We start from the raw sequence: 21,833 nt of genomic DNA, 5'->3' as shown, positions 1-21,833 counted from the left end.
ACACGGCAAGCGCCTCAGCCCTGCAGGAAGACGTAGCTCCACAGCGCCGCCGTTACAGTGGCCATCGCGATCACCGCCGCCTTGCCGGCACGCGCCAGCTTGCGCTTCTTTTCCGCAGCCTTGAGACGGGCCTCCTGGCCCATCGGAATTCGCTTCATCGTCCCCACACCCAGCCGAACTTCGCGGCCCCTCGGAGCCCGCCCTAGCTCCGCAAAAATGGTGGACAGGGCTGGATTCGAACCAGCGTACGCTTGCACGGGCAGATTTACAGTCTGCTGCCTTTAACCACTCGGCCACCTGTCCACACAGGGCTGCGACACCGCATCAAATTGCCCCGTCGCCGGGGCCCGCGGGCCGAGAGGAGCGCCCCATGGCGAAGCAGCGCTTGCCTGTCAATGGCGGCACTGGCAGGGCGCGCGCCATGGCCAAGGGCGAAAAGAAACGGGCGATGCGCGGGCGCGCCGGGCGGATGCAGGGCGGACGCGGCAGCGGGCGCGCCGGCGCCGGACAGGTACGCCTGTGGGGGCGGCACGCGGTCGAAGCGGCGCTCAAGAACCCCGAGCGCCAGCACCGCAAGCTGTGGGCGACCCGCGAAGGCATCGATTCCCTCGACGGCGAGCTGCCGCCCGATTTTCCAGTCGAGTATGCCGATGCGCACGATCTCGCGCGGCTGGTCGCGCGCGATGCGCCGCATCAGGGGCTGGTGCTCGAATGCGCGCCGCTGGAGGACGTGTTCCTGGGCGATGTGATCGGCGAAGACAGCGGTCCGGTGCTGGTGCTCGACCAGGTTACCGATCCGCACAACGTCGGCGCGATTTTGCGCTCCGCGGCGGCATTCGGAGCGGCGGCGATCGTCACGCAGGACCGTCACGCCCCGCCGGAATCGGGCACGGTGGCTAAATCGGCAAGCGGCGCCTTGGAAATCGTGCCGTGGGTGCGCGTGGTGAACCTCGCCCGCGCGCTCGAGGAACTGGCGGAAGCGGGATACTGGCGCATTGGGTTGGCTGGCGAGGCGGAGGCCACGCTTGCCGAAGCCCTGCCGACCGGCCCCGTGGCGCTGGTGCTCGGTGCGGAGGGTGAAGGCATGCGCCACAACATCGCCGCGCACTGCGATGCGCTCGCGCGGCTGCCGATCAGCGACGCGATGGAGAGCCTCAACGTGTCGAACGCCGCGGCGATCGCTCTTTACGCGGCCGCGACGCGCGGGCCATAACGGCCGCACATTCCAAGGGGGGAATCGACGATGATGCATTGGACCACTCGTCCGCGCCGGTTCGCCGCCGCGGCGCTCGCCGCCGGCCTCGCGGTGCTGCTGACCGGCTGCCTGCTGACACCGGGCAAGTTCACGTCCAGCCTCGACCTGCGCAAGGGCGGCGCCTTCACCTACAAGTACGATGGAGAAATCCACCTACTGGCGCTGAGCAAGCTCGCCCAGATGGGCCAGGCGGCCGGCAGCGACGAGTACGTCGAAGAGGCGTGCTATGACGATGAGACCTTTGAAGAGCGCGATTGCACCGCGGAGGAAAAAGCCGAGCACCGCAAGGCGTGGGACGAGGGCGCGGCCGCCCGCAAGGCCAAGAAGGAACAGGACGCCGCCGCGATGCGCGCGATGCTCGGCGGCATCGATCCGGCCGACCCCAAGGCGGCCGAAGAGCTGGCCGCGCGGCTGCGTCGCCAGGTTGGCTGGACGCGTGTGGACTACAAGGGCGACGGGCTGTTCGACGTCAGCTTCTCGCTCACCGGCAAGCTCGACCACGATTTCCTGTTCCCGACCTTCGAGGGCTTCCCGATGGCGAACGTCTTCGTCACCGCCACGCGCCGGGTGGGCGGGACCGTGCGGGTCGATGCGCCCGGGTTCGGCCCGCAAGCAGGCGGCAATCCGTTCCAGAGCATGATGATGGCCGGGATGATGAGCGGTGCTTCCGACGTGGCCGCTGCCGAAGCGGCCGAAGCGGCCGCCGACGCAGCGGCGGAAGGCGCCGACGAGGATGCCGACGATACCGCGGGCATGGCCGAGACGATGCCGAACCTGCCGACGGTCGAAGGCACCTTTACCCTCACCACCGACGGCGAAATCCTCGCCAACAACACCGATGAAGGGGCGAGCGTCGGCGCGAACGGCAAGACGCTGGTGTGGGCGATCAACGTGCGGACCAAGCAGGCGCCGACGGCGCTGATCAAGATCGATTAGGGAAGTAAAACGGCGCCCGCGTTACCGCGCGGGCGCCGGCTAGGTCAGTTGACCGAGTCCTTCAGGACTTTGCCGGCCTTGAACTTGGGCTGGTTGGACGCCTTGATCTTCATCGGCTCGCCGGTGCGGGGGTTGCGGCCGGTCGACGCCTTGCGCCGCGCGACGGTGAACGTACCAAATCCCACCAGACGGACCTCGTCGCCCTTCTTGAGCGAGCTCGTGATCGCGTCGAACACGCCTTCGACCGCGCTCGCGGCGTCGCTCTTCGAGAGACCCGCGGCTTCGGCGACGGCGCCGATAAGGTCGTTCTTGTTCATTCCTTCCCCCGTTCCGATGGACATGCGTCGAGCGGCGACTCCGTGAAGGAATCGCCTTCGCGAAACGCGGGTTTTGAAAGGCTTTTGCCCCCCAAGTCAAAGCCAAATCCCGCCGCGCACGCCGCGATCACGGCGAGTTGAGCGGGATTTGTCCCGAAACGGGTCGAGCGCGCGTGCCGTAGCGTCGGCGCGGGCTCAGTGCGCGGTCGCGCCCTCGCCCGGACCTTGCGGCAATGGTTGGCTCGCAAGATCATCCGCATCGCTCCAGTCGATCGGGTCGAGCGGCGCCACCAGCGCGCGTTCGAGTACCTGGTCGACATGGCTGACCGGCACGATCTCGAGCCCGTCCTTGATGTTCTGCGGTATCTCGGCGAGGTCCTTGACGTTCTCCTCGGGGATCAGGACCGTCTTGATCCCTCCACGAAGAGCGGCGAGCAGCTTTTCCTTGAGCCCGCCGATCGCCAGCACCCGTCCGCGTAGCGTGACCTCGCCAGTCATCGCCACATCAGCGCGAACGGCGACACCCGACAGCGTCGAGACGATCGAAGTGACCATGCCCACGCCCGCGCTCGGGCCGTCCTTGGGGACCGCGCCTTCGGGCAGGTGAATGTGGATGTTGCGCTTGCCGAATAGCGAGGGGCGGATGCCGTAAGCCGGCGCGCGCGCCTTCACGAAGCTGAAGGCCGCCGCGACGCTTTCGTTCATGACGTCGCCGAGTTTTCCGGTAGTCTTCACCTCGCCCTTGCCCGGGGTGGTGACGCTTTCGATCGTCAGCAGCTCGCCGCCAACCTCGGTCCACGCAAGACCAGTAACCGCGCCAACCTGCGGCTCATCTTCCGACACCCCGTGCTTGAACTTGCGCACCCCGGCGTAGTCGCCGAGGTTCTCCGGCGTGATGGTGACGCTGGTCGCCTTGCCTTCGAGAATCTGGCGCAAGCTCTTCCGTGCCAGCCGCGCGATCTCGCGCTCCAGCGTGCGTACGCCCGCCTCGCGGGTGTAATAGCGGATGAGGTCGCGCAGGCCCTCGGTGGTGAGGGTGAACTCGCCCGCCTTCAGCCCGTGCGCTTCGACTTGCTTGGCGATAAGGTGCCGCTCGGCGATCTCGACCTTCTCGTCCTCGGTGTACCCTTCGAGGCGGATGATCTCCATCCGGTCGAGCAGCGGCTGCGGCAGGTTGAGGCTGTTCGCGGTGGTCACGAACATGATGTCGCTGAGGTCGAGGTCGAGTTCGAGGTAATGATCCTGGAACTTCGAGTTCTGCTCAGGGTCGAGCACTTCCAGCAAAGCCGAGGCGGGATCGCCGCGGAAATCCTGGCCGAGCTTGTCGATCTCGTCGAGCAGGAACAGCGGGTTGGAAGTCCCTGCCTTCTTGAGGTTGGAGACGATTTTGCCCGGCAGCGAGCCGATGTAAGTGCGCCGGTGGCCGCGGATTTCGGCCTCGTCGCGCACGCCGCCCAGCGACTGGCGCACGAATTCGCGCCCTGTCGCCTTGGCGATCGACTTGCCGAGCGAAGTCTTGCCGACCCCCGGAGGGCCGACGAGGCACAGGATCGGCCCCTTCAGCTTGTTGGTCCGCGCCTGCACCGCGAGATACTCGACGATCCGGTCCTTGACCTTTTCCAGCGCGTAGTGGTCCTCGTCGAGCACCGCCTGCGCGCGCGCGATGTCCTTCTTGACCTTCGATTTCTTACCCCACGGCAGCCCGAGCAGCACGTCGAGATAGTTGCGGATGACGGTCGCCTCGGCGCTCATCGGCTGCATGGTCTTGAGCTTCTTGAGCTCGCTTTCGGCCTTGGTGCGCGCTTCCTTCGACAGCTTGAGCTTGGCGATCTTCTCGGTGAGCTCGGCGATCTCGTCGCCGTCCTCACCCTCGCCGCCCAGCTCGTTCTGGATCGCCTTGAGCTGTTCGTTCAAATAATATTCGCGCTGGGTCTTCTCCATCTGCCGCTTCACGCGGCCGCGGATCTTGCGCTCGACCTGCAGGACCGAGAGCTCGCCCTCCATGATCGACATGACCATCTCGAGCCGCTTCAAGGGATCGCGTTCGGTCAGCAGCGCCTGCTTGTCGGCGACCTTGCCCGCCAGCGCGGCGGCGATCGTGTCGGCCAGCTCGCCGGCATCGTCGATGTCGCCGAGTTCGCTCCCGGCGCCTTCGCCGATCTTCTTGTTGAGCTTGGCGTACTCGCCGAACTGCTCGACCACCTGGCGCATCATCGCCACGACTTCGCTGCCCGAAGCCGTCACACCTTCGGTCGTCTCGACCTCGGCGACGATAAACGCGCCTTCCTGCCGCATCGCCACGAGTGCACCGCGCTGCCCGCCCTCGACCAGGAGCCGCACAGTGCCGTCGGGCATCTTGAGCAGCTGGAGAACCTGCGCGACCACGCCGGTATCGTAGAGATCGTCGTCCGACGGATCGTCGCAGCCCGGATCGAGTTGGGCGACGAGGAAGATGTCCTTGTCGCCTTCCATCGCCGATTCGAGCGCCGCGACCGATTTCTCGCGGCCGACGAAAATCGACACGACCTGGCCGGGAAAGACCACGATGTCGCGCAAGGGGAGGAGGGGGAAAAGCTGGTTCATCATGTTACCGTCTAGCTGGCGCGCTCGCGCTGCGCCTGATTGATAAGGATATGGTGCGCGCAGGCGGCCCGTGCAACGGCCCGTGCCGCGCCGTCCCCCATCCATGGCGAAAGACGAACTTTCGCCCCACCAATCCTAGAAAGCGAGCGTCACCGTCACAGTGTCGCGGCAATCGCCGGTGGCCACCGCCGTGTCGCGCGCTTCAACCCGGCCATAGGCGACCAGCCGCAGGACACCGTCGTCACCCGTATCGGTGCGGACCGGCTCGCCCTGCCAGCTACGGGTCCGCGCGGGATCGGAGTAGATCGCGTAGGGGACGGCGGTCCCGCCTTCACTTATCAGTTGGCGCTGGCCGCCGACTGCGTTCATCCCGCTATCCAGCGATAGCGCCACGCTGGTGTTGCCGGCGCACCGCACATCGATCGGCGCTTCCGCCTGGGCGGTCGCCCCGGCTTCCGCAACGAACGCCAGCGGAGCGGCGGTCACGCTGCAGCCGGGAAGGATCTTCAGCGAAACGTCGAGGGTGCCCGAGGCGGTGCCCGCCGACGCCGAAGCGGAACAGCCCAAGGCTACTCCACACAGCACCGCGAAAAGCATCGGACGAACCATCACCGCCGACGATAGCGGCGGCGACGGTTATGAAAATGTCGGTAACCTTACAGTAGAAACACTTATCCCCTTTCGGGACGCGTGCTTAGCTAAAGCCAGGAATGTTCAATCCCGGCGGCAGGCCCATGCCCGACTGGATCTTCTGCATTTCGTCGTTGGCGACTCGGTCGGCCTTGCCGCGCGCGTCGTTGAACGCTGCGGTAATCAGATCTTCGAGCATGGCCTTGTCCTCGGGCACCATCAGGCTGTCGTCAATCGACACGCCGAGGATCCGGCCCTTGGCGGTGCAGCGGATCTTCACGAGACCGCCGCCGGACACGCCTTCGACCTCGAGACTGTCGAGCTTGGCCTGGGCATCGCCCATCTGCTGCTGGATCGTCTCGGCCGCCTTCTGCGCGGCGGCGAGCATCTCTTCCATCGATTTCATGCGCGGTTTCTCCATGGCGGTGCGCCGGAGCGGTCATCTTCGGTGACCAGCTCGGCGTCGGGGAATGCGGCGAAGGCGGCTTCGACCAGCGGATGCGCGCGCAGTTGCTCGGCCGCGGCATCGCGCTCAGCCTGCTCGCGCTCGTACAGCGTCAGGACACCGCCTTCGGCTACGCGATCGACCTGCCAGCGCTGGCCGGTGAGGTCGAGCAGTGCCTGGCGGAGCTCCGGCCCGAGATCGTCGGTGAAGCCGGGCGCCATGGCATAGGTCAGCTGGCCCTCGGTCACCTCGACCGGGCGGACCTGCATCTTGAGCTGCGAAGCAAGTTGAAGTCGGCCGATCTTGTTCTCGATGTCGTCGACCAGCCGCGACCAGTCGATCGCCGCGGGGGCTGCAGAAGCGGCGTTTGCGGCGGGCGCAGCGCTCGGCATGGCAGCGGCGCGGGCGGCCATGTCTTCGAGCGTCTTCGCCAGCGTGCCCGGATCGGGCATCTCGCTTGCGTGGAGCGCGCGGAGCAAGGCCATCTGCGCGGCGACCAGCTGGTCGGGCGCGCTGCGCACCTCGTCGTAGCCTTTGAGCAGGAGCTGCCACAGCCGGTGGAGCTGCCCCGGCGACAGGCGCCCCGCCCACTCCTCAATCACCGCGCGTTCTTCGGCGGTCGGCGCGTCGGCGCCGCTGCCGCCGACCTGGCAGACGGTGATCTTGTTGGTCAGCTCCATCAGGCTGCGCATCAGCGCCATCGGCTCGACCCCGAGCGCGTACTGGTCGGCGAGCGCGGCCATCAGCGCCTTGGAGTCGCCTTCGAGCAGGTGCGCGAACAGCCGCCGCTGCGCGCCCTTGTCGGCGAGTCCGAGCATATCACGCACGCGCGCCGCGGTGACCATGCCCTCCGTATCAAGATCGGCGTGCGCGATCGCCTGGTCGAGGATCGACAGCCCATCGCGCACCGATCCTTCGGCCGCGCCGGCGATCAGGTGGAGCGCCTCGTCCTCCGCCTCGACGCCTTCCTGGCGACAGATACTGGCGAAGTGCTGCTGGAGCAGTTCGGCAGGGATACGACGCAGGTCGAACCGCTGGGTGCGGCTGAGCACGGTGACAGGCAGCTTCTCGACCTCGGTGGTCGCGAAGAGGAACTTCACGTGGCTCGGCGGTTCCTCAAGTGTCTTGAGCAAGGCATTGAAAGCATTGCGCGACAGCATGTGGACTTCGTCGACGATGTAGATCTTGTAGCGCGCGCTCACCGCGGCATAGCGAACAGCCTCGATTATCTCGCGCACGTCGTCGACGCCGGTGTTGGAGGCGGCGTCCATCTCAATCACGTCGATGTGGCGGCCTTCGGCGATGGCGCGGCAGGGTTCGCACTCGCCGCACGGGTCGATGGTCGGGCCGCCTTTCCCGTCGGGCCCGATGCAATTGAGCGCCTTGGCTATCAGCCGCGCGGTCGATGTTTTGCCCACTCCGCGCACGCCGGTCATCAGGAACGCATGCGCGAGCCGATCGCGCTTGATCGCGTTGGCGAGCGTGCGGACCATCGGCTCCTGGCCGATCAGTTCGCTGAAGGTCTGCGGCCGGTACTTTCGCGCCAGGACTCGGTACGGTTGGCTCGCGTTGGCAGCAGGAGGAGGCGCGGGCGGCGGGGAGGCCGGCGCCGGATCGCCGAACATCGAGTTCTGTCCGGCAGCCTCCAACTCGGCCGCAGTCGGAGCGTCGCCGCTGTCGTCTTCGGGCGGGGTCTCGCCGAACATGTCCCCGGAATCGATCATCGGTCGAAGCTAGGGGTTGGGGCGGCGAAAGTCATGTGGGTAAAAAGGAGCCGGCCGACCCGCCGCAACCCGTTGTGGCTGCTTCCTTCCGGACCTGACCAGGTTGGCGGACGCAAGCGTCCGACCGACTCCCGGCGGCGCATATGGCGGCGTCGGGATAAGAAATCAACTCAGCGAAAATTATCCGCGTAGGCCTGCAGCTTGAGCCGCCTGGGCGGCGTCGGCTGGACGCGCGCGGGAATGCCGTACTTGTCGGCGTACGCAGTCGCTTCGGCCACGCTTGGGAACGTCAGCACGATCTGCGCCTGTGTGTCGCCGCTGCCGGTCCAGCCCATCAACGGGTCGGGTACCCGCGCTTGGGACTGTTCGAATTCGAGAACCCACTCGTCGGTCCGGGCCTTGCCGGACTGCATGGCGTTCTTGGGGCGTTGGAAGATGCGTGCGGCCATGGAGAAGTCCTTAATTCAGCTTTCGCCGCGGGCAAAGGCGTTCTTGGTCTTGAGGCTGGGCTTTTCCGTCCACGGCGCGTCGGGCCAACGGTGCTTGGGGTAGCGGCCCTTCATCTCCTTCTTCACCTCGGCCCAGCTACCGCGCCAGAAACCGGGCAGGTCGCGGGTCGACTGGATTGGGCGGCCCGCGGGGCTGGTGAGCTTGAGCAGAAGCGGCGTGGTGCCGACCATCGGCTGCCCGTCGAGCCCGAACAGCGCCTGCACCCGCACCTCGACGCTGGGCGCATCATCGCTCGCGTAATCGATCGGGTGGCTGGTGCCGGCAGGACTGGCGAACTCTCGCGGAGCCAGCCGGTCAAGCCGCTGGCGCGCATCCCAATCCAACAGCCCCAGCAAGGCATCCGTCACCTTACCACGTGGCACGTCGAGATCGCGTCTGCCGTCGAGTAGCGGCCGCAGCCAGGCCTCGGCCGCTGCCCGCATGGCGTCGTTGGACAGTGCGTCTACACCGGCAAAGCGGGCGCGGGCCATCAGATCGCGCGGCACGATCGCGTCCAGACGACCGAGCGCGGTCTGGAGCAGCAAGTCTGTCACTGTGTCCTTGTCCGGTGCCGGATCGGGGCCGCTCGCCAAGGTGATCGCTCCGATCCGTCGCTCAAGCCGCGCTTCCACCCGCTCCCCGACCCACGCCAGCGTGCTGCGCCGCTCAATCCGTTCGCCCAGCCAGCGTTCGACCTCGGCGGCTTCCAAAGGCAGCGCGGCGGTGATCCGGGCACCCTTGGCCGAGCCTTGGGCATCGCCGATCGCCAGCCATTCAGCGCGCGCCAGTGGGCTCGTCGGATCGAGTACGTAACCGCGCCCACCGGCGGAGAGCCAATGCTCGCCCGATGCATCGCGCCTCCGCGCGAGGTTGTCCGGTAGGCCAGCGAGCAAGGCGATTGCGGGCGGCATCCCTTCGCCGGTCCGCTCGACGAGCGCGCCGGCCTTGCGCGCCCAGTTTGCGGCGAGCTTGCGGCTCGCCTCCGCGCGCGGGCTGCGGTCGGCGTTCCATCGCTGCAGGCGCGCTGCCAAGTCCTCGCCGCGCCCGCCCAGCCCGCGCTCCTGTAGCAGCAGCGCGATTTGCGCTGCCGGAATCGCCGCGTCGTGCTCCGCTCCCGCAAGCAGCATCGCCGCGTGCGCAGGGTCGAGCGGCAAGGCGGCAAGCATGCGGCCGCGTGCAGTGATCCGCCCATCCCCGTCGAGCGCGCCGAGCGCTGTCAGCCTCTCCCGCGCCGCTGCCAGTGCGGCCGCCGTTGGCGGATCGAGCCACGGCATCGCGGCCGGGTCGCCTGCTCCCCACTGCGCCAGCGACAGCACCAGCGGGGCAAGGTCGGCGGTGAGCATCTCGGGCGGATCAAACGGAGGGCGGCCGGGGTGCGCCGCGGCTTCCCACAGCCGGTACGCCACCCCCGGTCCCTGCCGCGCCGCCCGGCCGGCGCGCTGCGCTGCCGAGGCCTGGCTCGCGCGGCCGGTGACGAGGTGCGTGGTGCCCGCCGCCTTGTCGAACTCGGCGCGGCGGGCGAGGCCGCTGTCGACCACCACCGCCACGCCATCAAGGGTGAGCGAGGTTTCCGCGATGCCCGTCGCGAGCACGATCCGCCGCCGGCCCCGCGGATCGCGGCGGATCGCCGCGCGCTGGCCCGCGGGCTCGACCTGGCCGTGGAGCGGCAGGATCGGTGTGTCGGGGAGCCGCGCCTCCAGCCGCTCGCGGACACGCTCGATCTCGCCCACGCCAGGAAGGAAAGCGAGCAGGTCGCCATCGGTCTCGCGCCACGCGGTCAGGACCGCACCGGTCATCGCGTCTTCCAGCCGCTTGTCAGGAGACGACCCCAACCATCTGATTTCGAGCGGGAACGCCTTGCCCGCGCTTTCGACGACTGGCGTGTTTTCCCCCAGCAGCCGGGCAAAGCGCGCGCCGTCGATCGTCGCCGACATGACCACCACGCGCAGATCCTCGCGCAGCACCGCGCGACTTTCGAGCGCCAGCGCGAGGCCGAGGTCGCCATCGAGATGCCGCTCGTGCGCCTCGTCGAACAGCACCGCCGAAACCCCCGCCAGCTCGGGATCTTCCAACAGCCGGTTGACCAGGATCGCCTCGGTCACGACGAGGATGCGCGTGCGCGCCGACTGGCGGCTGTCGAGGCGGGTCAGGTAACCCACAGTCTCGCCGGCTTTCTCGCCCATCAGCTCGGCCATCCGCTCGGCGGCAGCGCGCGCGGCCACTCGGCGGGGTGAGGTGACAATCACCTGCCCCGTGCACCATGGCTCCGCGATCAGTGCGGGCGCGACCGCGGTCGTCTTGCCTGCCCCCGGCGGCGCGATCAGCACCGCACCGCTCTGCTCACGCAACGCGGTGAGCAGGTCGGGCAGGACGGCATGGATCGGAAGGTAGGTCACGCCGTGTCACACTGATGTGGGGTGTTTTTCAATACTGTTGCGGCGCGGCGCATATCCGTAAATCGCCGAAATCGGGTGTCGCAGTTGTCACCTTCCGTTTGCGTGCCCTTGCAGCGAAAATCCGCTTTCCGGATAGCGGCGACGAAAACGAAATCACGAGGAAACATCGGGACTGCCTGCCACAGTCCGCGACCTGTAGGAAAGCGGGTTGGCTCTGCTCAGTACCCGCGCGCCACGGCGAACTCGGCCGCCTCAGTCATCGCGCGGCGGGCGGCGCCGTCGGGGAAGATCGACAGCGCATCGATTGCGCGCTGGGCGAAGTGGCGCGCGCGCTCGCGGGTCGCCTCGAGCGCGTCGTGCCTGGCGATCAGCCGGGTCGCCTCGGCCAGCGCCTCGTCGCCTTCGCGATGGCCGGCGATCGCCGCCTGCCAGAACTTGCGCTCGGCCTCGTCTCCGCGGGCGTAGGCGAGGATCACCGGCAGGGTCATCTTGCCCTCGCGGAAATCGTCGCCGCGCGCCTTGCCCATGGTGCTCGCATCCGAATCGTAGTCGATCGCATCGTCGACCAACTGGAACGCGATGCCGAGGTTGCGGCCGTAATCGTCCAATGCCTGCTCGCGCCGGTCGTCGCATTCGGCGACCACCGCGGCGATCCGGCTGGCGGCGGCGAACAGCGCGGCGGTCTTCGCGCCGATGATCGCGAGGTAGCGTTCCTCGCTGGTCTCGATCTGGCGCTGCGCGGTGAGTTGGTCGACCTCGCCTTCGGCGATCACCGCGCTGGCGTTGGACAGGATCTTGAGCACCTTGAGGCTGCCGTCCTCGACCATCAGCTCGAAGCTGCGGCTGAACAGGAAGTCGCCCACGAGCACGGTCGCGGGGTTGCCGAAGATGATGTTGGCAGCCGCCTTGCCGCGCCTGAGGTCGCTGCCGTCAACCACGTCGTCGTGCAGCAAGGTCGCGGTGTGAATGAACTCGACCGCGGCGGCGAGCTTGTGATGGCGGGTGCCGTTGTACCCCACCAGTTCCGCCCCCGCGAGCGTCAGCATCGGCCGCAGCCGCTTGCCGCCGCCCGAGATCAAGTGCCCCGCGAGTGCGGGGATCAGCGGGATCTTCGACTGCATCCGGTCGAGGATCACCGCATTGACCGCGTTCATCCCCGGCGCGGTGAGCGCGAGAATGGGATCGAGCGACGGGGCAGGCTGGCCGGCGCGCTTCAGCGGGACGATCTCGGCAGTCATCGGCGGCGACATGGGCGGGTGCACCGCGCTTGGCAAGCAGGGAATCGCCGCTATCGTGCGGCCTCACGATGACCCAGCCGTCCGATCCCGTTCTCGCCGCCTACCGCAAGAGCATCGACAACTTCGACGCCGCGCTGATCCACATCCTGGCCGAACGGTTTCGCATCACCCAGGCGGTCGGCGCCTACAAGGCGGAGGCGAACCTGCCCCCCGCCGACCCGGGCCGCGAGGCGGCGCAGATCCAGCGCCTGCGCTCGCTGGCGGAAGAAGCCCAACTCGACCCCGAGTTCAGCGAGAAGTTCATCCGCTTCGTGATCGACGAGGTCATCCGCCACCACGAGAAGGCGCGCGCGCTTTAGAGCGCTGCCTGACCTGCCCGCGGCAGGATCAGCCGCACCAGCAACCCGCCCAGGTCCTCGCTCTCGCCCAGCGTCACGCCCCCGCCGTAGATTTCTGCCACGTCGCGCACGATCGCGAGGCCGAGGCCGGTGCCGGGCTTGCCGGTGTCGAGCCGTGCGCCGCGGTCGAAGATGCGGACGCGTTCTTCCTCCGGGATGCCCATGCCGTCGTCCTCGACCCACACGACGCAGTTCTTGTCGGCGGGCTCGGCATCGACCGTGACGAAGACGCTGCCCCCGCCGTACTTGGCGGCGTTCTCGATCAGGTTGCCGAGGATTTCGTCGAGATCCTGCCGCTCGATCGCGACGCGCGCCTGGCGGTTGCCGTCGAGATCGAAGCGAACGTTGGGATAGAGCCGCTCGACCGCACGGCGCACGGCCTCGGCGCTTTCGCAAACCGGCGTCTTGGCGTGGCCGACCGCGCGGCGGCCGACTGCGCGGGCCCGCGCGAGGTGGTGATCGACGTGGCGGCGCATGGTGCCCGCCTCGCGGATCACCGTCGCCGGCAGATCGGTGGCATGCGCGGTCGCGGCGTTGTTGATCACGGTGAGCGGGGTCTTGAGCGCGTGCGCTAAGTTGCCTGCGTGGGTGCGCGCCTCCTCCGCCTGCTTCTCCGAATGATCGAGCAGGGCGTTCAATTCCTGCACCAGCGGCTGGACCTCGAGCGGTAGCGGATCGGTCACCCGATTGGCGCCGCCTGCCCGCATGTGCTGGATCGCCAGCCGCACGCGCCGCAAGGGACTGAGGCCGTACCAGGTCTGCAGCATCGCCATCGCGAACAGGCCCAGCCCGAGGACGAGGAAGCTCCACACCAGGATCGAGCGGATGCGACTGAGCTGCTCGTCGAGCTGGTCGCGTGCCGAGGCGACGGCGAAGGTCCAGTGCGCCTTGCTGTAGGGCAGCGAAACGGTCCGTTCGACGATCCGCAGCGGCTCGTCCGGGAACTGGTCGCTGTCGTAGAAGTGCGGGCTCGAATCCGACCGGTCGGCGCGCACCTTGAGAGTCTTGTCCCACAGCGAGCGCGAAGGATAGCCCTCGTGCCCCGGCGCGCTGATCTGGAAATAAAGCCCGCTGTTCGGTTCGAGGAAGCGCGGCTCGCCGATCGTGCGGTTGAAATAGACCTCGCCGCCGTCGTCGATCTCGGCCGAGACAAGCATCGAGTTGAGCAGGTATTCGAGCTGCTCATCAAAGCTGTTCTCGACCTGGCTGGTCAGGGTGCGGTCGAGCGCGAAGCCGCCGGCCAGCAACAGGATGGTGATCCACCCGAACGCGATCAGCATCATCCGGCGCGATAGGCTGCCGGTGTGCTGCGGCCGGTCCGGGGACAAGCCTTCTCCCGACGAGTCCCGGCCGTCCGTCACCGGCGCATCGGCTGCGGCCTCGCGGCCGCCCGATGGCGCAGGATCAGTTCGCGCGGGGTTGCTCGTCGGGGTCGTCGAGGCTGTAGCCGAGGCCACGGATGGTGGTGATGACGTCCGCGCCCAGCTTCTTTCGGATGCGGGTGACGAAGACCTCGATCGTGTTCGAATCGCGGTCGAAATCCTGGTCGTAGATGTGCTCGATCAGTTCGGTGCGGCTAACCACCTTGCCCTTGTGGTGCATCAGGTAGCTGAGCAGTTTGTACTCCTGCGCGGTCAGCTTGACCGGCTCGCCCGCCAGCGTGACTCGGCCCGAGCGGGTGTCGAGCCGAACAGGGCCGGCGGTGAGCTCGCTGGAAGTGTTGCCCGAGGCGCGTCGGATCAGCGCGCGCAGGCGTGCGATCAGCTCCTCGGTCTGGAACGGTTTGGCGAGGTAATCGTCGGCGCCGGCGTCGAGGCCGGCGACCTTGTCCGACCAGCTATCGCGCGCGGTCAGCACCAGCACCGGGAACTTGCGGCCTTCCTTGCGCCACATGCCGAGCACGGTGAGGCCGTCGATCTCGGGCAGGCCGAGGTCGAGGATCACGGCGTCGTATTCCTCGGTCGAGCCGAGGAAGTGCCCGTCCTCGCCGTCGGTCGACAGGTCGACCGCGTAACCGGTCTGCTCGAGGGTCGATTTGAGCTGTTTGCCGAGGGTCGGCTCGTCCTCGACGATCAGGATGCGCATGGGCGAGTGGTCCCTGTTCTTGCTTGCCCGCGGATGTGGGCGCTGAACATGAACGCGTCAACCGAGCGCCCGGTTTCCGTGGACGCCGGGCGCGGCTTCAGAAACCGCTCTTGCCGATAACCGCGCCAGTGCGCGCGTCGACATCGACGTAGACCACCTGCGATCCGCGCAGGAACTTCAGGCGATAGGCCATCGCGGTCGAATCGTAGGCCGGACCGAGGTACTGGAAACCGCGCATCCGGGGCAGGATACGCCCTTCGATCTCGCGCAGCGGCAGCACGTTGCCCGCACGCATTTCCTTGCGCGCCTTGCCCTGGTCGTTGTCCTGCGCCAGCGCCGGCGTGGCGGGCACCAACAGCGCGGCGGCAGCGATCGAGGCGAGAAAGCGTTTCATGACGCCTCAATCTATGCATCGGGGGCTTTGAACAACCCGTGAATGCTGCCGCCGCGCGGTGTTCAGGCGATCAGCGGGTCATTTCGAAGGTGACCGAAATAGTGACCGCGGTGCCGACCAGGCCCGGTTCGACCGGGGTCTGCTTCATGTCCGCCGCCATCGCAACGCGCGCTTCAGCATAGGGCATCGGCCGGCCCGGATTGACCGCCTCGCTGATCGAGAGCAGCCGCACGCCCGAATAGCCCGCCCATCGCGCGTATTCGCTCGCTTGCGCCTGCGCTTTGTCGAACGCCGCCTTGCGGGCTTGTGCGCGCGAGGCGGAGTCGTCGTCGATCGAGAAGCTCGGTCCGCCGATATCGGTCGCGCCGGCGGCGACCAGCGCATCGAGCACCGCGCCGGTCCGGTCGATCTTGCGCAGCGTTACGCTCACTCGGTTGGACGCCTGGTAGCCGCGAAACACCTGGCGCTGCGCCGACTGGTCGTAATCGTACTGCGCGCCGAGGTTGATGCCGGTGGTCTGGATGTCTTCGGGCGCGATGCCGAGCGCCTTGATGCGCTGAATCACCGCGTCCATCGCCTTGGCATTAGCCTGCATAGCCGCGACCGCGGTCGGCGCCTGCGTGGTCACCCCGGCGCTGACTTCGGCAAGGTCGGGCTTGGCCTTGACCGTCTCGGTCACAGACAGCTCGACCAGCGGCCCTTGCGAGGTGACCTGCACGTCGGCGGCGGCGGCCGGGACGGCAATCGCGGCGGCAGCCAAGGCAAGCGTAGTGCGGATCATGGTGTTCTCCTTATCAATTCTGAAGTCTTGCTGGCGCTCACCCGATTACGCGCCGGTGAACCGGCTTGTTCCGCCCCGCCCTCGCCGCTAGGTGCGCGCCCCTATGGCGCAACCTCCGATCTTGAGCTGGGAAGGCCTTGGCCTGCAACAAGGCGGGCGTTGGCTGTTCGGCGGGCCCGAGACCGACGGCCTCAACCTGCACATCGGCCCGCGCGACCGGCTCGCGCTGATCGGCCGCAACGGCGCGGGCAAGACCACGCTGTTCCGCCTGATCGACCAGCAGATCGAAGCCGACCGCGGCCTGCGCAAGGTCAAGCCCGGCACGCGCATCGTGCTGCTGGAGCAGGAGCCCGACTTCACCGGCTGTGCGACGCTGATGGATTGGGCGCTGTCGGGCGAGCACCCGCCGGCCGAACACGAAGTGGAAGCGATCGCTGGCCAGCTCGGCATCGACATGGCGACCCCGGCGGCGGGCGCGAGCGGGGGCGAGAAGCGCCGCGCGGCGATCGCCCGCGCGCTGGCGCAGGACCCCGACCTGCTGCTGATGGACGAGCCGACCAACCACCTCGATCTCGCCGCGATCGACTGGCTGGAGGATTGGCTCGGCCGCTACACCGGAGCGTTCGTGGTCATCAGCCACGACCGCACCTTCCTGAAGCGCCTGACCAGCGCGACCCTGTGGCTCGACCGCGGCGCGCTGCGGCGCAAGGAAGTCGGCTTCGGCGGTTACGAGGCGTGGGAAGAGCAGGTCTACGCCGAGGAAGCGCGCGCCGCCGAGCGGCTCGACGCGCGGCTCAAGATCGAAGCGCACTGGCTCGAGCGCGGGGTCACCGCGCGGCGCAAACGCAACCAGGGCCGGCTGGAGAAACTCTGGCAGATGCGCGCTCAGCGCGCCGCGATGATCGACCCGCAGGGCGCGGCCAAGCTCAAGCTGGCGACCGCCGAGGACTTCAAGTCGAAGTCGGTGATCGTTGCCGAGCACGTCTCCAAAAACTTCGGCGAGCGCCGGATCATCCGCGACTTCAACCTGCGCATCCAGCGCGGCGACCGGATCGGCGTGGTCGGCGCCAACGGCACCGGCAAGACGACGCTGCTCAAGCTGCTGACCGGCGAGCTGGCGCCCGATTCCGGCACGGTGACGATCTCGAAAAAGCTGTCGGGCGTGATGATCGACCAGCAGCGCAGCGTGATGGCGGCCGACAAGACCGTGCGCCAGGTGCTCGCCGAGGGCGGCGACTGGATCGACGTGCGCGGGGTGCGCAAGCACGTGCAGGGCTATCTCAAGGAATTCCTGTTCGATCCGGGAATCGTGGACAGCAAGGTCGGCATGCTGTCGGGCGGCGAGCGCAGCCGGCTGCTGCTGGCGCGCGAGTTTGCGCGGCTGTCCAACTTGCTGGTGCTGGACGAGCCGACCAACGATCTCGACCTCGAGACGCTCGACCTGCTGCAGGAAGTCATCGCCGATTACGAAGGCACCGTGCTGATCGTCAGCCACGACCGCGACTTCCTCGACCGGACGGTGACGCTCACGCTCGGGCTCGACGGAAGCGGCATGGTCGACGTGGTCGCGGGCGGCTACGAGGACTGGATCGCCAAGCGCAAGGAGCGCAGCGCGCCGGCCAAAGCCCGCTCGACTCCGGCAGCGCAAACCTCGCCGGCCAAGCCCACCGCGCAGGCACCGGCAAAATCCGCCAAGCTGTCGTACAAGGACCAGCGCGACTATGAACTGCTGCCGGCGCGCATCGAAGAACTCGACAAGGCAATCGCGCGCGGTGAGGAAATCCTCGGCGACGCGGACCTGTTCACGCGCGATCCGCAGCGCTTCGCGACGATCAACCAGGGCCTCGCCAATGCGCGTGCCGAGAAGGACGCCGCGGAAGAGCGTTGGCTGGCGCTCGCCGAACTGGTCGAGGGCTGAGCGGTGAAAGTGCTTGCGCGCCCTGCCTCCGCGCGCAATGCGGATTTATGACACCGCCCCCGCCCCCGGCTCCGCCGCGGCGCATCCAGCGCAACATCCTGGCCCGGAGCGAGCAGCGCCTGTTGCAGTGGCTGTGCCCGCGTATGCCGGCATGGGTGACCCCTGACCTGCTCACCGGCGGCGCGCTGATCGCCGCGTTCGCGATCGGTTTCGGTTACCTGATGAGCAACTGGAGCCCCGCGTGGCTCGCGCTCTCGGTGGTCGGTTACTTCGTGCACTGGTTCGGCGATTCGCTGGACGGCACGATCGCCCGGTTCCGACGCGTCGAGCGGCCACGCTACGGCTATTTCATCGACCATAGCTGCGATGGCCTCGCTACGCTGCTGATCCTCGGCGGGCTCGGCGCGAGCCCGTATCTGCAGGTGGAGGTCGCGCTCTACACCGTCGTCGCGTACCTGCTGATGTCGGTGCACACCTTCCTGCTTGCGAAGGTCGCGGGCGAATTTCCCCTGTCGCACATGGGCGCGGGACCGACCGAACTGCGGATCATCCTCGTCGTGCTGACGGTGATCATGGGCTTCCTCGGTCCTGACGTGGGCCGCGTCGCGGGCTTCAATGCGTTCGACATCCTGTTTGGCGCCGTCGCCACGCTGCTGGTCGCGCTGTTCATCATCCAAACGGTCCGCGAAGGGCGTACGCTCGCGGCGATCGACCGCGGCAATCAGACGATCCGGTAGAAGTTCGCCACCCGGTCGAGCGCGAGGCGCAGCACCACCTTCCCGCTGCGCGCTGGCCACGCGAGCGCGCGTTCGGCATCGGGCAGTGTCTCGCCGGCGCAGACCACACGCCACAATACGTCGGACAGGCCGGGCCCAGCTTCCCTGAGCGCGCCGTCGAAGCGCGCCTTGGCCGCGATCTGGCGCTCGCCCGCGGTTAGGCCGCCGTCGCTGGTGCCTTTGATGCGCACCGGGTCCCACCGCATCGTCACGCTCGGTGCCAGCTGCGCGCGTTCGTAGTCTGCGCGCAGGCGTTCGCCGGCGTCGAATAGCCGATCGTCGAGGTGACCACGCGCATAGAGCCAGGCGATCGGCGATTCGGCGAGGTTGACCGTCACCGTGCGCCGCCTGCCCTTCGCGCCTCCCGTCCGGCGCGGTCCTTCGGAAGTCAGTTCACGCTCGGCGAGTTGGCGATTCATGCGGGTCTCCTGTTGTGAATCTGCGCTTGCCAAACCGGATGGCTTGTAGGAAAGTGAAAACCGATTTGGTTAGGAGTTGGCGATTTGTGGTGGAAGCGGGACGAAGATTGGACGCCTCTATCCCTTAGCGCGATGGCCGACCCTGTCGGGGCGATTATCTTCTTCGGAAGTCTGGTGCTCGCCGTCCATTTTGGTTTGTGGGACTGGCTTTCCAAGGCTCCTGCGCGCTTCTTCAATTTTATCTGGCAATCAATGGGTTAGTTCTAGTGAGACCCTTAAACTGCGCAACCGCCGAGGAACTGGCATGATCAACCGCATCCGCGACATCCGCCGCGAGAAGGGCATGACACTCGCCGATCTCGCCGAGGCATGCGTTCCGCCGACCACTGCGCAGACGATCGGCCGGCTCGAGACGGGCATGCGCAACTTGTCGATCAAATGGATGGACCGGATCGCGGGGGCGCTCGGCGTCGATCCGGAAATGCTGGTGCGGTCGGAAGGCAACGCGCGCGCCCAAGTCGTGGCGCAGCTGTCAGCGACTGGTGCAGAGGCGCTCTCGTCGCCCCGCGACGCGCTGCTGCCGAGCGAATTGTCCGGCGATGCAGTGCGCGTCGTGCTGACGATCGAGGACAGCGCGGGCGAATACCGCGCGGGCGACCAGCTGTGGCTACGCCAGATCGCGCCCGAGGATGCGGCGCGCGCGATCAACCGCGACGTGCTTGTCCCGCGCAAGGGCGGGCGGTTTGCCTTCGGCCGCCTGATCGACCGTCAGGGCGCGCGCGTGGGCGTGCTGCCGACCGGCGCGGGCCAGAAGCAACTGGTGGTCGACGATCCAGCGTGGATCGCGGTCGCCGAGATGCTCGTCCGTCGTCTCTGAGGCGCCCGCGATGAAGCGCGTCCTGTCGCTCGCGACGCTCTATCCGAACGCGGCCGCGCCGCGCTTCGGCACGTTTGTCGCGCGCAGCCTCGAAGCGCTCGCGGCGCGCGGCGATTGGCAAGTGACGGTGATCAATCCGATCGGCGTTCCGCCCGTAGCGTTCGGTCGCTACCGTGCCCTCAAGGCGGCCGCCATCGACGGGGTCGAGCATGGCGTGGAAGTCTATCGCCCGACCTTCCCGCTCATCCCCAAGATCGGCGGGAGAATCAATCCGGGCCTGATCGCGCGTGCGGTGCTGCAGCTGGCCCGGCGCCTGCATGCCGGGGCACCGTTCGACCTGATCGACGCCCAGTTCTTCTACCCCGATGGTCCCGCCGCCGCGCGCGTGGCTACGGAACTCGGCCTACCGCTCTCCATCAAGGCGCGCGGCGCAGACATTCACTATTGGGGCGCACAGCCGCAGGCGCACGAGCAGATGATCACCGCCGGACGCCAAGCCGCCGGCCTGCTCGCGGTATGCGGCGCGCTCGCTGACGACATGGCAACGATCGGTCTTCCACGCGAGAAGATCGCGCTCCACTACACCGGCCTCGACCGCAACCGCTTCCGCCCGCTGCAGCACGCCCAACTGCGCCGCCGGCTTGGCCGCGAGCTTAAGATCGCCCTACCCGACGGCGCGCCGGTCCTCGCCACGGTCGGAGCGCTGATCCGCCGCAAGGGCCAGGCGTTGGTGATCGAGGCGCTGAGCCACTTGCCCGGCGATACCGTGCTGTTGCTGGTGGGTCGCGGGGAGGACGAGGCTGCCCTCCGCTCACTCGCCCGCACGCGCGGCGTGGCGGACCGCGTGCACTTCCTCGGCAGCCTCGACCACGATCTCGTCCCGCTCGTGCTCTCGGCAGCCGACGCGATGGTGCTGCCGTCGTCGAGTGAGGGCCTCGCCAATGCCTGGGTCGAGGCGCTCGCCTGCGGCACGCCGCTGGTGATCACCGACGCGGGCGGCGCACGCGAAGTCGTCACCGCGCCTGAGGCGGGCCGCATCGTCGCGCGCGACCCGCTGGCGATTGCCGACGGCGTGCGCGAGCTGCTCGAGGACCCGCCAATGCGCGAAGCCACCGCCGCGCTCGCCGAGCGCTTCAGCTGGCAGGCCAACGCCGCGGCGCTGGCCCAATACTATGAGAGCCTACTGGCTTAGGCTTCGCCGCGCGCGGCTCGCTCGGCCTTGTTGGGGCCGCCCTCGGTCGGCACGAAGCTGTCCGACTTGACCCCGAACCAGATCAGCAGGGGCGCGGCCATGTAGATCGAGCTGTAGGTGCCGACGAAGATGCCGAGCGTGATCGCCGCGGTCAGGCCGAACAGGCTCGCCGGGCCGAACAGCAGCAGCGGCACGAGCGCGATCAGCACCGTCAGTGAAGTCATCACCGTGCGCGCGAGCGTCTCGTTGACCGACAGGTCGAGCAGCTCCGGCAGCGGCATCTTGCGGAACTTCTTCAGGTTCTCACGGATGCGGTCGTAGATGACGATCGTGTCGTTAAGCGAATAACCGATGATGGTCAGGATCGCCGCCACGATGTTGAGGTCGAACTCGAGGCCGGTGAGCGCGAACATCCCCAGTGTCAGCGACACGTCGTGGAACAGCGCGAACAGGCCGCCCACCCCGAATTGCCATTCGAACCGCACCCAGATGTAGATCGAGATCGCGATCATCGCGAAGGCGAGGCTCATCAGGCCGGTGCGGAACAACTCACCCGACACCTTGCCCGACACCGAATCGACGCCGTCGATGCGCACTTCAGGGTGCGCGGTCTTGAGCGCCTTGGTGATCCGCTCCGCCATCGTGTTGGCGAGGTCGGGGTGCTGCTCCGATCCCTCGGGCAGCTTCATCCGGATCGAAGCTTCGTTGGGCTTGCCGAAGCGCTGGATGATCGGATCGCCGTAACCGAGGTTGGCGATCTCGTCGCGCATCGAGGCGACCGGCGCGTCGGGCTTACCGACGAACGTCACCCGGATCATCTGCCCGCCGACGAAGTCGACGCCGAGGTTGAGGCCCTTCGTCAGCACCAGCGCCCAGCTCGCCGCGATCAGCAGGATCGAGATGACGTAGAAGGGCACGCGCCACTTCAGGAAGTGGATGTTGGTGTGGTCGGGGACGAGCTTGAGGAGTTTCATGGCTGC

At 67.6% G+C, this 21,833-nt stretch carries 23 protein-coding genes, 1 tRNA gene and 1 other RNA gene; 8 read left to right on the top strand and 17 right to left on the bottom strand.

The genetic code is table 11. The annotated features are described in order from the left end of the window. Positions 1–14: 14 nt before the first annotated feature. Together ELY12_RS14260 and ELY12_RS05665 are read right to left on the bottom strand one after the other, a co-directional pair. On the bottom strand, positions 15–158 hold the full coding sequence (locus ELY12_RS14260) for a hypothetical protein (protein ID WP_164549416.1): 144 nt from the start codon (positions 156–158) through the stop codon (positions 15–17). A gap of 59 nt (positions 159–217) precedes the next feature. Further along, positions 218–303: transfer RNA gene (locus ELY12_RS05665), tRNA-Tyr, on the bottom strand. A 118-nt stretch (positions 304–421) separates the two neighbouring features. Between ELY12_RS05665 and rlmB the strand changes: the two genes are divergently transcribed. Further along, positions 422–1,213: a 23S rRNA (guanosine(2251)-2'-O)-methyltransferase RlmB gene (gene rlmB, locus ELY12_RS05660; protein WP_164549415.1), complete on the top strand. Its 792-nt coding sequence runs from the start codon at positions 422–424 to the stop codon at positions 1,211–1,213. 30 nt (positions 1,214–1,243) lie between these two features. Beyond that, positions 1,244–2,191: a hypothetical protein gene (locus tag ELY12_RS05655; protein WP_241229735.1), complete on the top strand. Its 948-nt coding sequence runs from the start codon at positions 1,244–1,246 to the stop codon at positions 2,189–2,191. A gap of 44 nt (positions 2,192–2,235) precedes the next feature. Here ELY12_RS05655 and ELY12_RS05650 read toward each other — a convergent pair whose 3' ends face one another. From ELY12_RS05650 to ELY12_RS05610, 9 genes are all read right to left on the bottom strand, one after another. Further along, the gene (locus ELY12_RS05650; protein ID WP_126175719.1) at positions 2,236–2,508 is read right to left on the bottom strand and encodes an HU family DNA-binding protein; all 273 of its coding nucleotides are present in this window, start codon (positions 2,506–2,508) and stop codon (positions 2,236–2,238) included. Between the two features lie 195 nt (positions 2,509–2,703). Next, a complete protein-coding gene (gene lon / locus ELY12_RS05645) occupies positions 2,704–5,091 on the bottom strand; it encodes an endopeptidase La (RefSeq protein WP_126175718.1) in 2,388 nt (795 codons plus the stop codon). Between the two features lie 135 nt (positions 5,092–5,226). Then, positions 5,227–5,700, bottom strand: coding sequence for a Csu type fimbrial protein (locus ELY12_RS05640; protein WP_126175717.1), 474 nt, complete (start codon positions 5,698–5,700; stop codon positions 5,227–5,229). An 85-nt stretch (positions 5,701–5,785) separates the two neighbouring features. Further along, a complete protein-coding gene (locus ELY12_RS05635) occupies positions 5,786–6,127 on the bottom strand; it encodes a YbaB/EbfC family nucleoid-associated protein (protein ID WP_126175716.1) in 342 nt (113 codons plus the stop codon). Continuing rightward, complete coding sequence (locus tag ELY12_RS05630) at positions 6,124–7,890, bottom strand: DNA polymerase III subunit gamma/tau (protein WP_126175715.1); 1,767 nt, start codon at positions 7,888–7,890, stop codon at positions 6,124–6,126. Before ELY12_RS05630 ends, ELY12_RS05635 begins: the two co-directional genes overlap by 4 nt. A gap of 40 nt (positions 7,891–7,930) precedes the next feature. Then, positions 7,931–8,025, bottom strand: an RNA gene (gene ffs, locus ELY12_RS05625) — signal recognition particle sRNA small type. 35 nt (positions 8,026–8,060) lie between these two features. Then, the gene (locus tag ELY12_RS05620; RefSeq protein WP_126175714.1) at positions 8,061–8,339 is read right to left on the bottom strand and encodes an ETC complex I subunit; all 279 of its coding nucleotides are present in this window, start codon (positions 8,337–8,339) and stop codon (positions 8,061–8,063) included. Positions 8,340–8,354: 15 nt separating this feature from the next. Next, positions 8,355–10,775, bottom strand: a complete 2,421-nt coding sequence (hrpB, locus tag ELY12_RS05615; protein ID WP_126175713.1) for an ATP-dependent helicase HrpB — start codon at positions 10,773–10,775, stop codon at positions 8,355–8,357. Positions 10,776–10,993: 218 nt separating this feature from the next. After that, positions 10,994–12,013, bottom strand: coding sequence for a polyprenyl synthetase family protein (locus ELY12_RS05610; protein ID WP_126175712.1), 1,020 nt, complete (start codon positions 12,011–12,013; stop codon positions 10,994–10,996). A 68-nt stretch (positions 12,014–12,081) separates the two neighbouring features. Between ELY12_RS05610 and ELY12_RS05605 the strand changes: the two genes are divergently transcribed. Further along, complete coding sequence (locus ELY12_RS05605; RefSeq protein WP_126175711.1) at positions 12,082–12,372, top strand: chorismate mutase; 291 nt, start codon at positions 12,082–12,084, stop codon at positions 12,370–12,372. On the opposite strand, the gene ELY12_RS05600 is transcribed toward ELY12_RS05605, so the two are convergent. The 4 genes from ELY12_RS05600 to ELY12_RS05585 form a co-directional block, all read right to left on the bottom strand. Then, positions 12,369–13,694 (bottom strand): sensor histidine kinase, encoded by a 1,326-nt coding sequence (locus ELY12_RS05600; RefSeq protein ID WP_126175825.1) that lies wholly within the window; start codon positions 13,692–13,694, stop codon positions 12,369–12,371. The genes ELY12_RS05605 and ELY12_RS05600 overlap by 4 nt on opposite strands. A gap of 121 nt (positions 13,695–13,815) precedes the next feature. Then, entirely contained in the window at positions 13,816–14,496 is a 681-nt protein-coding gene (locus ELY12_RS05595; protein WP_126175710.1) for a response regulator transcription factor, read from the bottom strand. 97 nt (positions 14,497–14,593) lie between these two features. Next, on the bottom strand, positions 14,594–14,890 hold the full coding sequence (locus ELY12_RS05590) for a PepSY domain-containing protein (RefSeq protein WP_126175709.1): 297 nt from the start codon (positions 14,888–14,890) through the stop codon (positions 14,594–14,596). Between the two features lie 70 nt (positions 14,891–14,960). Then, on the bottom strand, positions 14,961–15,671 hold the full coding sequence (locus ELY12_RS05585) for an SIMPL domain-containing protein (RefSeq protein WP_126175708.1): 711 nt from the start codon (positions 15,669–15,671) through the stop codon (positions 14,961–14,963). 103 nt (positions 15,672–15,774) lie between these two features. Between ELY12_RS05585 and ELY12_RS05580 the strand changes: the two genes are divergently transcribed. Together ELY12_RS05580 and ELY12_RS05575 are read left to right on the top strand one after the other, a co-directional pair. Beyond that, a complete protein-coding gene (locus ELY12_RS05580; RefSeq protein WP_126175707.1) occupies positions 15,775–17,589 on the top strand; it encodes an ABC-F family ATP-binding cassette domain-containing protein in 1,815 nt (604 codons plus the stop codon). A 47-nt stretch (positions 17,590–17,636) separates the two neighbouring features. After that, on the top strand, positions 17,637–18,326 hold the full coding sequence (locus ELY12_RS05575) for a CDP-alcohol phosphatidyltransferase family protein (RefSeq protein ID WP_126175706.1): 690 nt from the start codon (positions 17,637–17,639) through the stop codon (positions 18,324–18,326). On the opposite strand, the gene ELY12_RS05570 is transcribed toward ELY12_RS05575, so the two are convergent. Next, complete coding sequence (locus ELY12_RS05570) at positions 18,311–18,784, bottom strand: DUF6456 domain-containing protein (RefSeq protein WP_126175705.1); 474 nt, start codon at positions 18,782–18,784, stop codon at positions 18,311–18,313. The two genes, ELY12_RS05575 and ELY12_RS05570, sit on opposite strands and share 16 nt — an antisense overlap. 132 nt (positions 18,785–18,916) lie before the next feature. Here ELY12_RS05570 and ELY12_RS14560 point away from each other — a divergent pair, with 132 nt between their 5' ends. From ELY12_RS14560 to ELY12_RS05560, 3 genes are read left to right on the top strand one after another with little or no spacing between them, the layout of a single operon-like run. After that, complete coding sequence (locus ELY12_RS14560) at positions 18,917–19,045, top strand: hypothetical protein (protein ID WP_277600238.1); 129 nt, start codon at positions 18,917–18,919, stop codon at positions 19,043–19,045. 43 nt (positions 19,046–19,088) lie between these two features. Then, positions 19,089–19,661, top strand: coding sequence for a helix-turn-helix domain-containing protein (locus ELY12_RS05565; RefSeq protein WP_126175704.1), 573 nt, complete (start codon positions 19,089–19,091; stop codon positions 19,659–19,661). Positions 19,662–19,671: 10 nt separating this feature from the next. Beyond that, on the top strand, positions 19,672–20,853 hold the full coding sequence (locus tag ELY12_RS05560) for a glycosyltransferase (protein ID WP_126175703.1): 1,182 nt from the start codon (positions 19,672–19,674) through the stop codon (positions 20,851–20,853). On the opposite strand, the gene secF is transcribed toward ELY12_RS05560, so the two are convergent. After that, on the bottom strand, positions 20,850–21,827 hold the full coding sequence (gene secF, locus ELY12_RS05555) for a protein translocase subunit SecF (RefSeq protein ID WP_126175702.1): 978 nt from the start codon (positions 21,825–21,827) through the stop codon (positions 20,850–20,852). The genes ELY12_RS05560 and secF overlap by 4 nt on opposite strands. Positions 21,828–21,833: the final 6 nt, after the last annotated feature.

It is taken from the genome of Tsuneonella rigui (assembly GCF_003958625.1).
GTDB classification, from domain to species: domain Bacteria; phylum Pseudomonadota; class Alphaproteobacteria; order Sphingomonadales; family Sphingomonadaceae; genus Tsuneonella; species Tsuneonella rigui.
Note: the sequence above shows the minus strand (reverse complement) of the source record. Positions and strands in the feature narration are given on the sequence as shown.

Coding starts and splice junctions, on each gene's coding strand:
- lon (WP_126175718.1), bottom strand. CDS start 5,091: ATGAACCAGCTTTTCCCCCTCCTCCCCTTGCGCGACATCGTGGTCTTT.
- ELY12_RS05605 (WP_126175711.1), top strand. CDS start 12,082: ATGACCCAGCCGTCCGATCCCGTTCTCGCCGCCTACCGCAAGAGCATC.
- ELY12_RS05590 (WP_126175709.1), bottom strand. CDS start 14,890: ATGAAACGCTTTCTCGCCTCGATCGCTGCCGCCGCGCTGTTGGTGCCC.
- ELY12_RS05635 (WP_126175716.1), bottom strand. CDS start 6,127: ATGAAATCGATGGAAGAGATGCTCGCCGCCGCGCAGAAGGCGGCCGAG.
- ELY12_RS05580 (WP_126175707.1), top strand. CDS start 15,775: ATGGCGCAACCTCCGATCTTGAGCTGGGAAGGCCTTGGCCTGCAACAA.
- ELY12_RS05655 (WP_241229735.1), top strand. CDS start 1,244: ATGATGCATTGGACCACTCGTCCGCGCCGGTTCGCCGCCGCGGCGCTC.
- ELY12_RS05595 (WP_126175710.1), bottom strand. CDS start 14,496: ATGCGCATCCTGATCGTCGAGGACGAGCCGACCCTCGGCAAACAGCTC.
- rlmB (WP_164549415.1), top strand. CDS start 422: ATGGCCAAGGGCGAAAAGAAACGGGCGATGCGCGGGCGCGCCGGGCGG.
- ELY12_RS05560 (WP_126175703.1), top strand. CDS start 19,672: ATGAAGCGCGTCCTGTCGCTCGCGACGCTCTATCCGAACGCGGCCGCG.
- ELY12_RS05565 (WP_126175704.1), top strand. CDS start 19,089: ATGATCAACCGCATCCGCGACATCCGCCGCGAGAAGGGCATGACACTC.
- ELY12_RS05630 (WP_126175715.1), bottom strand. CDS start 7,890: ATGATCGATTCCGGGGACATGTTCGGCGAGACCCCGCCCGAAGACGAC.
- ELY12_RS05610 (WP_126175712.1), bottom strand. CDS start 12,013: ATGACTGCCGAGATCGTCCCGCTGAAGCGCGCCGGCCAGCCTGCCCCG.
- ELY12_RS05640 (WP_126175717.1), bottom strand. CDS start 5,700: ATGGTTCGTCCGATGCTTTTCGCGGTGCTGTGTGGAGTAGCCTTGGGC.
- ELY12_RS05570 (WP_126175705.1), bottom strand. CDS start 18,784: ATGAATCGCCAACTCGCCGAGCGTGAACTGACTTCCGAAGGACCGCGC.
- ELY12_RS14260 (WP_164549416.1), bottom strand. CDS start 158: ATGAAGCGAATTCCGATGGGCCAGGAGGCCCGTCTCAAGGCTGCGGAA.
- ELY12_RS05620 (WP_126175714.1), bottom strand. CDS start 8,339: ATGGCCGCACGCATCTTCCAACGCCCCAAGAACGCCATGCAGTCCGGC.
- secF (WP_126175702.1), bottom strand. CDS start 21,827: ATGAAACTCCTCAAGCTCGTCCCCGACCACACCAACATCCACTTCCTG.
- ELY12_RS05650 (WP_126175719.1), bottom strand. CDS start 2,508: ATGAACAAGAACGACCTTATCGGCGCCGTCGCCGAAGCCGCGGGTCTC.
- ELY12_RS14560 (WP_277600238.1), top strand. CDS start 18,917: ATGGCCGACCCTGTCGGGGCGATTATCTTCTTCGGAAGTCTGGTGCTC.
- ELY12_RS05575 (WP_126175706.1), top strand. CDS start 17,637: ATGACACCGCCCCCGCCCCCGGCTCCGCCGCGGCGCATCCAGCGCAAC.
- ELY12_RS05585 (WP_126175708.1), bottom strand. CDS start 15,671: ATGATCCGCACTACGCTTGCCTTGGCTGCCGCCGCGATTGCCGTCCCG.
- ELY12_RS05600 (WP_126175825.1), bottom strand. CDS start 13,694: ATGATGCTGATCGCGTTCGGGTGGATCACCATCCTGTTGCTGGCCGGC.